Here is a 12,928-nt window from a genome sequence, read left to right on the forward strand (position 1 = left end):
GGCGGTCGGCACCCGCGATCTCGGCGGCACGGGCCTGTTCGACAGCGAATATCTGGTGGCGACCAAGGCCTGGGGGCCGTTCGACTTTACGTTCGGTCTCGGCTGGGGCTATCTCGGCAACAGCGGCACGGTGAAGAACCCCTTCTGTTCCTACAGCGACAGCTACTGTCAGCGTCCACGGGTTGGCGAAGCGGGTTCCATCAACGGCTCGCAGATGTTCCACGGTCCGACAGCGCTGTTTGGCGGTATTGAGTATCAGACCCCCTGGCAGCCGCTGCGCCTTAAAATGGAGTATGAGGGGAACGACTATCAGAATGACTTTGCTGGCCGTCTGGAGCAGCGCAGCAAGCTGAACGTCGGGGCGATTTACCGTGTGACCGACTGGGCGGATATCAACGCCAGCTACGAACGCGGCAACACCTTTATGTTTGGTGTTACCCTGCGCACGAACTTTAACGATCTGCGCCAGGCGCACATCGACAGCGAGAAGCCCGCCTACAATCCTCAGCCACAGCCGCGTCTGCTGGAGCCGACCGTGGTGGGGAATCAGCTTACCGACCTGAAATATAACGCCGGTCTCGATGGCCCGCGTATTCAGACACAGGGGCATACGCTCTATGTCTCCGGTGAGCAGACCAAATATCGCGATACCCGCGAAGGCGTCGATCGTGCTAACCGCATCATCATGAATCATCTGCCGGACGGCATCGACACCATCAATGTCACCGAGTCGCGCTTTAATATGCCGCAGGTCACCACGGAAACGCAGGTCGCCAGCCTGCGTAACGATCTGCAAGGCTATCCGCTGGGCCATGAGCAGCCGCTGCAGCAGACGCGCAAAGATCCGGTCGATCCGGGCACTACTGAGCAGGGGATGTTTATCCGCAAAGATCGCCTGAATTACAGCCTGTCACCGGTGCTGAATCAGTCGGTGGGCGGCCCGGAGAGTTTCTACATGTATCAGGTCGGCGTGATGGGTAACGTCGATTACTGGCTGACCGACCACCTGCTGGTGGGGGGCAGTCTGTTTGGCAACCTCGCCAACAACTACGATAAGTTCAACTATAACGGCGCACCGGCCGACTCATCGCTGCCGCGCGTGCGTACCCATATCCGCGACTACGTCGAGAATAACGTCTACGTTAACGATCTGCAGGCCAACTATATGGGCCACCTTGGTAACGGCTTCTATGGTCAGGTCTACGGCGGTTATCTGGAGACGATGTATGGCGGCGTGGGCGGCGAGGTGCTCTATCGTCCGGTTGATGCGAACTGGGCGGTGGGCGTCGATGCCAACTACGTCCGGCAGCGTGACTGGGACAACATGATGCAGTTCAACCGCTATAAAGCCTCAACCGGCAACCTGACCGGCTACTGGCGTCCGTGGTTTATGCAGGATGTGCTGGTGAAAGCCAGCGTCGGTCAGTATCTGGCGAAAGATAAAGGCGTGACGGTTGATGTGTCCAAGCGCTTTGACAGCGGCGTGATGGTGGGAGTGTATGCCACGAAAACCAACGTCTCCTCGGAAGAGTATGGCGAGGGTGATTTCACCAAAGGCTTCTATATCTCCGTGCCGATGGATCTGTTCACCGTGACGCCAACACGCGGTCGCGCGCAGGTTAACTGGGTGCCGCTGACGCGCGATGGCGGTCAGATGCTGGGTCGTAAATACCAGCTGTATGATCTGACCTCCGATCGCGACGCGCGCTTTAACTAAGCAGAGGCGGCCTCGTTCAGACGGCGGCCGGACGTAAAGCGATGGGAGCATACGCCTGAAGCAAAGCATAGCGGGCCAGGGATGGCCCGCGCTGAGCCTGCCAGGGATGGCGTTAAGGCGACTTTGCGCAAGGCGTATGCTCCCTGAGCCTGCTCTGCGGTAAGCGGGTGCACGCACAGGAAACCCGGTCAGATCGGAAAGGCGCTAATGCCAATCCCTGGCCGCTCGTCCCGCGCCGTCCCTGGCGCGGGACGCTTTCCTCTTCTGACCGGGTTCCCTGCGCATTGAGCTTATTCATTGCAGTAAGATTCGCCCGGATTTAAATTTCCAGCTGTCTGAAACGGCCTTCAGCCCGCTTTTTTACTCCTCGTCGTAGCCAAGATGCGGTGCCAGCCAGCGTTCCACTTCGCTGACCGACATGCTTTTGCGGGCCGCATAATCCTCCACCTGGTCACGCTGGATCTGCGCCACGGCGAAATATCGACTGTCAGGATGGCTGAAGTACCAGCCAGCGACGGCGGCGCCCGGCCACATGGCATAGGATTCGGTGAGCGTCATGCCGATCTGTTCTTCCACCCCCAGCAGCGTCCAGATGGCCGCTTTTTCGGTGTGATCCGGGCAGGCCGGATAGCCTGGCGCCGGTCGTATCCCCTGATAACGCTCGCGAATCAGCTCGTCATTGCTGAGATTTTCATTGGGGGCGAAGCCCCAGATCACCTTACGCACCCGCTCATGCAGATATTCGGCAAACGCCTCCGCCAGACGGTCCGCCAGCGCCTTCACCATAATCTTGTTGTAGTCGTCATGCTGCAGGTCATACGCCGCCGCCAGCGCATCCTCTTCCAGCCCGCCGGTCACCGCGAAAGCGCCAAGATAATCCGCTTTTCCCGTTGATTTGGGTGCCACGAAATCGGCCAGGCAGTAGTTTGCAAAGTCGGCTTTCTCTGTCTGCTGACGTAAGTGATGACTCACACACAAAACTTCATCGCGCCGCTCATCGCTATAGAGATGGATATCGTCACCGACCCGGTTAGCCGGGAAAATACCGACCACGCCCCGTGGTGTCAGCAGCGACTGCTCACTTAGCCTGTCAAGCATCGCACTGGCATCGGCAAACAGACGCTGTGCCTCTTCACCCACCACCTCATCTTCCAGAATGCGGGGATATTTGCCCGCCAGCGACCAGGTCATAAAGAACGGCGTCCAGTCGATATAGTGGCGCAGCGTGTCGATACTGGCCTCAACCTGACTGACGCCGGGGCGATGTGGCACCGGTGGCGTGTAATTTTCCCACGCGATCAGGCTGGCGTTATCGCGCGCGGCCTGCAGCGACACCGGCGGCGTGCGCGGTTTTTTGCGTGCGTGCTGGATGCGCACGGTTTCATACTCCCGTCGGGTCCGGGCAATAAAATCGGCTTTCAGCGTGTCGGAGAGCAACGATGACACCACGCCGACGGTGCGTGAAGCGTTCTGCACGTAAACCGTCGGACCGCTGTAGTGCTGCTCGATTTTGACGGCGGTATGCGCCTTTGAAGTAGTCGCGCCGCCTATCAGCAGCGGCAGCGTAAAGCCCTGACGCTCCATCTCCTTCGCCATGTTAACCATCTCATCCAGCGACGGCGTGATCAGGCCCGACAAGCCGATGATATCCGCATCGACTTCCCGCGCGGTTTTCAGGATCTTCTCCCCTGGCACCATCACGCCCAGGTCGATAATTTCGTAGTTATTGCACTGCAGCACCACGCCAACAATATTCTTGCCGATGTCATGCACATCCCCTTTCACCGTGGCCAGCACGATTTTGCCGTTGCTGCGCCCGGCCTCTTTGCTGGCCTCGATAAAGGGTTCCAGATACGCCACCGCCTGTTTCATGACGCGTGCCGATTTCACCACCTGCGGCAAAAACATTTTGCCTTCGCCGAACAGGTCGCCGACCACATTCATGCCCGCCATCAGCGGCCCTTCAATAACCTCTATCGGGCGGGACACCTGCTGGCGCGCCTCTTCGGTGTCCTGCTCAATAAACTCCGTTATTCCTTTAACCAGTGAATATTCCAGCCGCTTAGCTACCGCCCAGCCACGCCACTCCGCCAGCTGTTTCTCCTGCGCGCCGTCACTTTTGCCACCACGATACGTTTCCGCCAGCGCCAGCAGCCGCTCGGTGCCCTCTTCGCGCCGGTTGAGGATCACATCTTCGACGGCATCACGCAGTTCAGCGGGCAGATCGTCATAGATAGCCAGCTGGCCAGCGTTGACAATCCCCATCCCCATGCCGTTGCGGATAGCGTGATAGAGGAACACGGCGTGGATCGCTTCGCGAACCGGTTCGTTGCCGCGAAAAGAAAATGAGACGTTGGAGACGCCGCCCGAGATCATCGCATGGGGCAGTTCACGCCGGATATCTTCGCACGCCCCGATAAAGTCCATCGCGTAGTTGTTGTGCTCCTCTATGCCGGTCGCCACGGCAAAGATATTGGGGTCAAAGATGATATCTTCCGGCGGGAAACCGACTTCCTGTGTGAGGATCTGATAAGCCCGGCGGCAGATCGCGATCTTACGGGCGCGGGTATCCGCCTGCCCCACTTCATCAAAGGCCATCACCACCATGGCAGCGCCGTAGCGCCGCACCTGACGGGCATGATGGATAAAGGCCGCCTCGCCCTCCTTCATCGAAATCGAGTTAACGATCCCTTTGCCCTGAATGCACTGTAACCCTTTTTCAATCACTGCCCATTTCGAAGAGTCGATCATCACCGGCACGCGGGCGATATCGGGTTCGCCCGCAATCAGATTCAGAAAACGCACCATCGCCGCTTCAGCGTCGAGCATCCCTTCATCCATATTGATGTCGATAATCTGCGCGCCGCTCTGCACCTGCTGCAACGCGACGTCCAGCGCCTCGTGATATTTCTCTTCTTTAATCAGTCTTTTAAATTTTGCCGAGCCGGTGACGTTGGTGCGCTCCCCGACGTTCACAAACAGTGATTCGGCGCTGATGTTAAGCGGCTCCAGACCGGAGAGACGACAGGCCACCGGAATAGCCGGTGGCTTCCGCGGTGCGACGCCTTCAACAGCGGCGGCCATGGCGGCAATATGCTGCGGCGTCGTGCCGCAGCAGCCGCCAATAATATTCAGGAAGCCGGCACGGGCCCATTCCCCCATCTGCCGGGCCATCACTTCCGCATCGAGATCATATTCGCCAAACGCATTGGGCAGACCCGCGTTGGGGTGCGCGCTGACGTAGCCCTCAGCGATGCGCGACAGCTCCGCCACATACTGACGCAGCTCATCCGGGCCGAGCGCACAGTTCAGGCCAAAAGAGAGGGGTTCTGCATGACGCAGAGCGTTATAAAAGGCTTCGGTGGTCTGGCCGGAGAGCGTCCGCCCGGAGGCATCGGTAATCGTCCCGGAGATCATCAGCGGCAGCGTCACGCCCAGCGCCTCCATCTCGCTCTGCACCGCATAGACCGCGGCTTTCGCATTCAGCGTGTCAAACACCGTCTCAATCATGATGAGGTCAACACCGCCCTCCACCAGCGCGCGGGTCGACTCCCGGTACGCGTCCACCAGCTGACTGAAGGTGACGTTGCGGAAGGCGGGATCGTTTACATCGGGCGAGATAGAGCAGGTGCGGTTAGTCGGGCCCAGCACGCCCGCCACAAAGCGCGGGCGATCCGGCGTTTTTGCCGTCCATGCATCGGCGCAGGATCGTGCCAGCCGGGCCGCTTCACGGTTGATTTCTGCCGAGAGGCTTTCCATGCGGTAATCTGCCATCGCAATCGACGTGGCATTGAAGGTGTTGGTTTCGAGGATGTCAGCGCCTGCGGCCAGATAGGCGTCGTGGATCTCGCGGATCACCGCCGGCTGACTCAGCACCAGCAGATCGTTGTTGCCTTTAAGATCGCAGGGCCACTCTGCGAAGCGGCTGCCGCGAAAATCCGCCTCCTCCAGCCGGTAGCGCTGGATCAGGGTGCCCATGGCACCGTCCAGCACCATAATGCGTTGTGCGAGCTGCTGATATAACGCGTCGATTTTCGTGCTCACCGTTGCCCCACTCACGTCAGTTTGCTGGCGAAAAAGCCTGTTTTTCATTCTGGCACAAGCTTAACTGGCGACAAAGTCACCTTATCCGGGACGGATAACGATCGCGGGCTGAGAGGTCTGACCAGAAAAGCAGCGTTTGCAAACGTCACGATTAAAACGAAAATGATTTCCACAATGCAAAAGAGGAGTTTCCCATGGCAACGCCGGTTCCCGCTAAGCGCGGCAAAAAACCCCGTAGCACGCCTGTCGCCGCACCAGCGGGCGGTCAGGTCCAGTCGCTGACGCGCGGCCTGACCCTGCTGGAGCTGATTGCCGATTCACACGGCAGCGTGGCGCTGACCGAACTGGCCCAGCAGGCGGGCCTGCCAAACTCCACCACCCATCGCCTGCTCAGCACCATGCAGCAGCAGGGTTTTGTCCGTCAGGTGGGCGACCTGGGTCTGTGGACTATCGGCGCACACGCCTTTGTGGTCGGCAGCAGTTTTCTGCAAAGCCGTAACCTGCTGGCGCTGGTGCACCCGGTGCTGCGCAGGCTGATGGAGCAGTCCGGCGAGACGGTCAATCTGGCGGTACTGGATCTCAGCGATCATCAGGCAGTGATCATCGATCAGGTGCAGTGCACGCAGCTGATGCGGATGTCTGCGCCGATTGGCGGCAAGCTGCCGATGCACGCCTCCGGTGCCGGCAAAGCGTTCCTGGCACATCTGGGCGATGAGCAGGTCACGGCGCTGTTGCATCAGAAGGGCTTGCACTACTACACCGCGAAGACGCTGATGTCGCCGCAGAGCCTGAAAGAGAATCTGGCACAGGTGCGCAAAGCGGGCTTTTCCTTTGACGATGAAGAGCATGCGCTGGGTCTGCGCTGTGTCGCCGCCCCCATCTATGACGAACATGGCGACGCCTTTGCGGCGCTCTCCATCTCCGGGCCGATTGCCCGCATGACGGATGACCGCATTACTGAACTCGGCGCGCTGGTCATCCGCGAGGCGCGACAGGTTACGCTGGCGTACAGCGGTCGTTAACGGTTTCTGCCGCGTAGCAGACGCTGAAACGCTGCGTCTGCCGCCAGGCAATCACCTCTTCCACATGGCCCTGAGCGATGCGCTGCTGCTGAGCGCGCCACCAGCCGGGGTCAAAAAGCTCCGGATGCAGTTGCAGCAGCAAGGCGCCGGTCGCGGCTTCGCTGCATAACGCATAGCGGAAAGTCTCCGGAAACACATCGTCCGGCCCGACGCTGTACCAGGGCTCTGCGCTGAGTTCATCTTCCTCATAACGCGCGCGCGGCACCTCCCGGAAGTTCAGTTCGAGCATCGGGCGGATCTCATCGTAGTCATAAAAAATGACCCGGCCATGACGGGTGATGCCGAAGTTTTTAAACAGCATATCGCCGGGAAAGATATTGGCGGCCGCCAGCTGCCGGATGGCATTGCCATACTCCTCGATCGCATGATGCCGCTCTGCCGCGCTGGCCTGCGCCAGATAGAGATTAAGCGGCTGCATCCGTCGCTCCAGCCACAGATGACGAATAATCAGACGGTCGCCCTGGATCTCCACTTTTTCTGCTGCACAGGCGTTCAGCTCAGCCAGCAGCGCCGGTGAGAAGCGCGCCAGCGGCAGCGCAAACTGCTCAAACTCCTGCGTATCGGCCATACGTCCCACGCGATCATGCTCTTTGACCTGCTGATAACAGGCGCGCACCTGCGCTTCCGTCACCTCTTTCTGTGGCGCGAAGCGATCCTTAATCACCTTAAACACCCGATCAAACCCCGGCAGCGTGAAAACCAGCATCACCATGCCGCGCACGCCAGGCGCGATCTCAAAGGCCGCATCACTCTCTGCCAGCGCCTGAAGATATTCACGGTAGCTTTCCGTTTTGCCATGTTTCTGGCAGCCAATCGCCCTGTACCGTTCCGCCAGGGTTTTGCCCGGCAGAATCGGTTGCAGCCAGGCGACCAGCGCAGCAGGCACCGGGGCATAGACCATGAAACAGGCGCGGGCGAACCCAAAGACAATGCTGGCGTCATTCACATCGGTGAGACAGGTGTCTATCCAGAGTTCGCCGGCGTCAGTGCGCTGAATCGGCAGCAGACAGGGAGCGATGCCGTCCGGCAGATGCAGGCGCGCCACCAGCCACGCGGTTTTGTTGCGATAAAAAAGCTCACTGTTGACCTCAAGCCAGCCCTGATCCAGACCGGCAAAGTGCGACGTCAGGTGACGGACAATCCAGCCGACATCCCGGGCGCGATGCTGCCACGGCAGGGTCAGCGGTAAATCGGCCAGAGCCTGATCCACCACGGCCCGCCAGCCTCTGTCCGGCAGATAACGTCGCGACAGGGGCCGTAAAGGGGTGACCGGCGTAGCCTGGGATTGAGAGCTGAAGATAAACAGGCGCTCCGGCTGCAGATCGGCATGGCCATGTAACCGGCAGTAGACGGAGTTAAAAAAGCTTTCGGCAATCTCATGCCGCGGGTAGCCGGGAAGCAGGCTCTGATAGTGTTCCTTGATCCGCAGCCAGAATGCCTGATCCCAGTCTGCCGCGCCGTTCAGCACCCGCAGCTGGTCAGCAACCAGAGAGACATGATGGTCGTAGAGGTGGATGCGAGCCTTCATGGCGTGCTGCACCGCCTGCCACTCCGCCTGTTCAAACCGCTGCTGCGCCCCGGCGGTGATATCCAGAAAGCGGCCATACTGCGCATCTGACCCCTGCAAAATCGTGTGGGCGATTAAAGATTCACGTGGCGGCATAATCAGCTCCGGCAAAGGCCCGCCCGCAGCATGCGGGCGGGAGATCCGTCAGGAAAGCGCGTCAGAACTGATGCTCTTCGGTCGAACCGGTCAGCGCCGTGACCGATGATTTACCGCCCTGAATGGTGGTGGTGACCTGATCGAAATAGCCGGTGCCCACCTCCTGCTGATGCGACGAGAAGCTGTAACCGCGATCGCGCGCCGCAAACTCAGGTTGCTGAACCTTTTCAACATAGTGACGCATTCCTTCGCCCTGAGCATAGGCATGGGCCAGATCGAACATGTTGAACCACATGCTGTGAATGCCTGCCAGCGTGATGAACTGGAAGCGATAACCCATGTCGCTGAGCGACTGCTGAAACGTCGCGATGGTGCTGTCGTCGAGATTCTTCTTCCAGTTGAATGACGGCGAACAGTTGTAGGCCAGCAGCTTACCGGGAAAGCGCGCATGGATGGCGTCGGCAAAGCGCTGCGCCATCGCCAGGTCCGGCGTCGAGGTTTCACACCACAGGATGTCAGCATAGGGTGCATAGGCCAGACCGCGACTGATCGCCTGTTCTATCCCCGCATGGGTGCGAAAGAACCCTTCTGCCGTCCGGTCGCCCCGGATAAAGGGACGGTCATATTCATCGCAATCTGAAGTGATCAGGTCAGCGGCATCGGCATCGGTGCGGGCCAGCAGCAGGGTGGGTACTCCCATCACATCGGCGGCCAGCCGGGCTGCCACCAGTTTCTGTATCGCCTCCTGAGTCGGCACCAGCACCTTACCGCCCATATGGCCGCATTTTTTCACCGCAGCCAGCTGATCCTCGAAGTGAACCGCCGCGGCACCCGCCTGAATCATCGCCTTCATCAGTTCAAATGCGTTCAGCACGCCGCCAAAACCCGCTTCCGCATCGGCAACAATCGGCAGAAAGAAATCGGTGTACCGGCTGTCACCCGCTTCTATACCCGCAGACCACTGAATCTGATCGGCACGCTGAAAGGTCTGATTGATGCGCGTCACGACCTCCGGCACTGAGTTGACCGGATAGAGCGACTGGTCGGGATACATCTGCCCGGCAACGTTGGCATCTGCCGCCACCTGCCAGCCAGAGAGATAGATCGCTTCAATGCCCGCTTTCGCCTGCTGAAGGGCCTGACCGCCGCTCAGCGCGCCCAGACTGTTGATGTAGCCCTTCTTTGCCTTGCCGTTCAGCAGTGCCCAGAGTTTCTCTGCACCGCGCTCCGCCAGCGTACAGGCGGGTTGTAATGAGCCGCGCAGATTAACCACCTCTGCTGCGCTGTATGGGCGGGTAATCCCATGCCAGCGTGCGGTCTGCCAATCCTGTTCAAGTTGCTCGATTTGTTGAGTGCGTGTCATGGCAATAGCTCCTCTGTTCAGGGGATCAGGCGGTAGCCTGGCAGGGTAAGAAAGGAAACCAGTTCGCGTTCGGTGGTGATCTGCGCCATCAGCTGCGCCGCGTCGTGGTAGCGACCGCCGCTGAAACGGGATTCACCCAGCGTGTTTTGCAGCAGATGCAGCTCTTCGTTCAGCCAGCGCAGAAACAGTTCAGCGGTGACCGGCTGGCCGCTGTCCAGGATTTGCTGGTGGCGAATCCACTGCCAGATAGAGGTGCGCGCAATCTCCGCCGTAGCGGCATCCTCCATCAGTCCATCAATCGGCACACAGCCGTTACCGCTAATCCAGGCCTCAAGGTATTGCAGCGCGACGCGAATGTTGGCACGCATACCCGCCTCGGTGCGTTGCCCTTCACAGGGCGCAAGTAACTGCTCTGCCGTGATCGGGGCGTCCGCTTCACGCATGACATGCAGCTGATTAGGCCGATCGCCGAGAGCGGCATTGAAGACGGCCATCGCACTCTCTGCCAGGCCAGGATGCGCTATCCAGGTGCCGTCGTGCCCATTGCCCGCCTCACGCTGCTTATCTTCCGTTACGCGTTGCAATACCCAGGCATTGCGCGCCGGATCTTTGTGGGGAATGAGGGCCGACATGCCCCCCATCGCAAATGCCCCCCGGCGATGACAGGTTTTAATCAGCAGTCGCGAATAGGCATCCAGGAATGGCTGCGACATGGTCACCGACTGGCGATCCGGCAATATCCGATCCGGATGCTGTTGCAGGGTTTTGATATAGCTGAAGATGTAATCCCAGCGACCGCAGTTCAGGCCGACGATGTGATCGCGCAGATTCCACAGGATCTCATCCATCTGGAAGACCGCAGGCAGGGTCTCGATCAGCACCGTCGCTTTGATCGTTCCGCGCGGCAGATCGAACTGATCCTCGCTGAAACGAAAGATCTCACGCCACCAGGCGACCTCCTGCCAGCTTTCGGTTTTCGGCAGATAGAAGTAAGGGCCGCTGCCTTTCGCCAGTAAAGCGCGAACGTTGTGGAAAAAGTAGAGAGCGAAATCGAACAGGCCGCCCGGAATCGCCTTACCCTGCCAGCTGACATGTTTTTCTGACAGATGCAGACCGCGCACCCGGCACATCAGCACCGCCGGGTGGGCGTTCAACTGATAGATTTTGCCCTTGTCGCTGGTGTAACTCAGCGTCCCCTGCACCGCCTCGCGCAGCGTCAGCTGACCGTCAATTAGTTTTGACCACGCCGGGGAAAGCGAATCTTCAAAGTCAGCCATAAAGACGTTCACGTCAGCATTCAGCGCGTTGATCACCATTTTCCGATCGGGCGGCCCGGTGATCTCCACCCGGCGATCCGCTAAATCGGCCGGAATGGATCGAATATGCCATTCACTTTCTCTTATGGAAGCGGTTTCCATATCGAAGTCTGGCAGCGTGCCATGGTCATAGCGTTGTTGTCGCCGCTGACGGTCGAGTAACAGTGCTTCGCGTTGCGGCGCAAAGCGTGTCACCAGAGCCGCTAAAAACGAGATGGCTTCAGAGGTAAACAGGCTCTCTGCTCCCTGGTTCAGGGGCTGGCTGAAGGTCAGGGTATGGCTGATCACGGAATCTGTCATGCTGGCGCTCTCCTGTATTCAAAAGATCGAATGCAGCGGATCCACTCGCTGTTTGTTTTGTGAGCTACAGATCCAGAGCATAAGCATTTATTTTCTTAAATCAAAAACTATTTCCATTTTTATATTTAAACGGCGATATCCCTCTGTTTCAGAACGGATTAAAGTTTTATTTTTTAAAGGAATGCTTTTCATCTGGCTTTTTACAGGCGAAAAAAAACCGTGCTGCCATCGGCTAACACGGTTCAGTTGAAGATTAAGCGGGACTATTCCAGCGTCGGATTCATGTGACGCAGATCGAACGGCGTGATCTGATAGACGTAGTAGTTGAGCCAGTTCGAAAACAGCAGATTGCCGTGGCTGCGCCAGGTGGCCCGCGGTGGCAGCGCCGGATTATTCTGCGGGAAATAGTTATAAGGAATCTCCGGTTTCACGCCCGCTTCATAATCGCGATGGTACTCACCGGCCAGGGTCAGGGCATCATACTCCGGGTGACCGGTAACAAAGACCAGTCGCTTGTCCCTGCTCGCCATCAGATACGCACCGGTTTGTTCCGATTCAGCAAACAGCTCAAGATCGGTGTAATCCGTGATCAGCTGGGTAGGAAAATCAGCATAGCGTGAGTGCGGAGCCAGGAAGTTATCATCAAAACCCCGGGTCAGTAACGCGTGCGGATGCAGTATCTGATGCTCATAGACGCCAGACAGTTTGTTCTGTCGGGTTTGTTTCGGAATACCATAGAGAATATTCAGCGCAGCCTGCACTGCCCAGCAGACAAACAGGGTCGAGGTAACATGCTCATTTGCCCAGTGCAGCACGCGCTGAATCTGTGGCCAGTAAGCGACATCGTTAAAATCAACTAGTCCGAGCGGCGCACCTGTCACGATTAAGCCATCGTAGTTGTCGTGCTGAATATCTTCGAAATTGCAGTAGAAGTTGTTGAGGTGCTCGCTGGGGGTGTTGCGCGACTCACGGCTGTCGATACGCAGCAGCTGAATATCGATCTGTAAGGGTGAGTTGGACAGCAGACGCAGAAACTGATTTTCCGTTTCGATCTTCTTCGGCATCAGATTCAGTACCAGCACTTTAAGCGGACGGATCTCCTGAACACTGGCGCGCGATGATGTCATGACAAAGACATTTTCATCACGCAAAAAATTTACTGCCGGTAATTCGTCGGGAACCCTGATTGGCATAACCTGCTCACCTCATACAACCGTATAAACGTTTAGACATCTGGATGCCCAACATTAGCCTGATTGGGGTGAGTTGTCGAGGTTTCATGCAGAAAATGAAAATGTTTCAGCTTAAACTGGCAAACAGCAGACGTAAAAAAGCCCCGCACGTCAGTGCGGGGCTTCTTCACTTATATAATGCCTGGCAGTTCCCTACTCTCGCATGGGGAGGCCCCACACTACCATCGGCGCTACGGCGTTTCACTTCTGA

Annotated in this window: 7 protein-coding genes; 2 read left to right on the plus strand and 5 right to left on the minus strand. The window is 58.2% G+C overall.

The window, feature by feature from the left end:
• Window positions 1-1,717 (plus strand): YjbH domain-containing protein (locus FJW00_RS06070; RefSeq protein ID WP_140923281.1); only part of this gene is annotated, 1,717 nt, incomplete at its 5' end.
• A 360-nt stretch (window positions 1,718-2,077) separates the two neighbouring features.
• On the opposite strand, the gene metH is transcribed toward FJW00_RS06070, so the two are convergent.
• Complete coding sequence (metH, locus tag FJW00_RS06075; protein ID WP_140923282.1) at window positions 2,078-5,761, minus strand: methionine synthase; 3,684 nt, start codon at window positions 5,759-5,761, stop codon at window positions 2,078-2,080.
• A gap of 194 nt (window positions 5,762-5,955) precedes the next feature.
• Here metH and iclR point away from each other — a divergent pair, with 194 nt between their 5' ends.
• On the plus strand, window positions 5,956-6,783 hold the full coding sequence (gene iclR, locus FJW00_RS06080; RefSeq protein WP_046100998.1) for a glyoxylate bypass operon transcriptional repressor IclR: 828 nt from the start codon (window positions 5,956-5,958) through the stop codon (window positions 6,781-6,783).
• Here iclR and aceK read toward each other — a convergent pair.
• From aceK to metA, 4 genes are all read right to left on the minus strand, one after another.
• Window positions 6,758-8,506: a bifunctional isocitrate dehydrogenase kinase/phosphatase gene (gene aceK, locus FJW00_RS06085; protein WP_140923283.1), complete on the minus strand. Its 1,749-nt coding sequence runs from the start codon at window positions 8,504-8,506 to the stop codon at window positions 6,758-6,760. The genes iclR and aceK overlap by 26 nt on opposite strands.
• A 61-nt stretch (window positions 8,507-8,567) precedes the next feature.
• Window positions 8,568-9,869 carry an isocitrate lyase gene (gene aceA / locus FJW00_RS06090; protein ID WP_009092641.1) on the minus strand — a complete coding sequence of 434 codons (1,302 nt, stop codon included), beginning with the start codon at window positions 9,867-9,869 and terminating at the stop codon, window positions 8,568-8,570.
• Window positions 9,870-9,886: 17 nt separating this feature from the next.
• Window positions 9,887-11,485: a malate synthase A gene (aceB, locus tag FJW00_RS06095; RefSeq protein WP_140923284.1), complete on the minus strand. Its 1,599-nt coding sequence runs from the start codon at window positions 11,483-11,485 to the stop codon at window positions 9,887-9,889.
• Window positions 11,486-11,748: 263 nt separating this feature from the next.
• Entirely contained in the window at window positions 11,749-12,678 is a 930-nt protein-coding gene (gene metA, locus FJW00_RS06100; protein ID WP_009092644.1) for a homoserine O-acetyltransferase MetA, read from the minus strand.
• Between the last annotated feature and the right edge of the window lie 250 nt (window positions 12,679-12,928).

It is taken from the genome of Pantoea anthophila, from assembly GCF_006494375.1.
Lineage (GTDB): Bacteria > Pseudomonadota > Gammaproteobacteria > Enterobacterales > Enterobacteriaceae > Pantoea > Pantoea anthophila.

Excerpts from the sequence above, each read along its gene's own strand:
- aceA (WP_009092641.1), bottom strand. The coding sequence starts at position 9,869 with ATGACACGCACTCAACAAATCGAGCAACTTGAACAGGATTGGCAGACC.
- aceB (WP_140923284.1), bottom strand. The coding sequence starts at position 11,485 with ATGACAGATTCCGTGATCAGCCATACCCTGACCTTCAGCCAGCCCCTG.
- metA (WP_009092644.1), bottom strand. The coding sequence starts at position 12,678 with ATGCCAATCAGGGTTCCCGACGAATTACCGGCAGTAAATTTTTTGCGT.
- iclR (WP_046100998.1), top strand. The coding sequence starts at position 5,956 with ATGGCAACGCCGGTTCCCGCTAAGCGCGGCAAAAAACCCCGTAGCACG.
- aceK (WP_140923283.1), bottom strand. The coding sequence starts at position 8,506 with ATGCCGCCACGTGAATCTTTAATCGCCCACACGATTTTGCAGGGGTCA.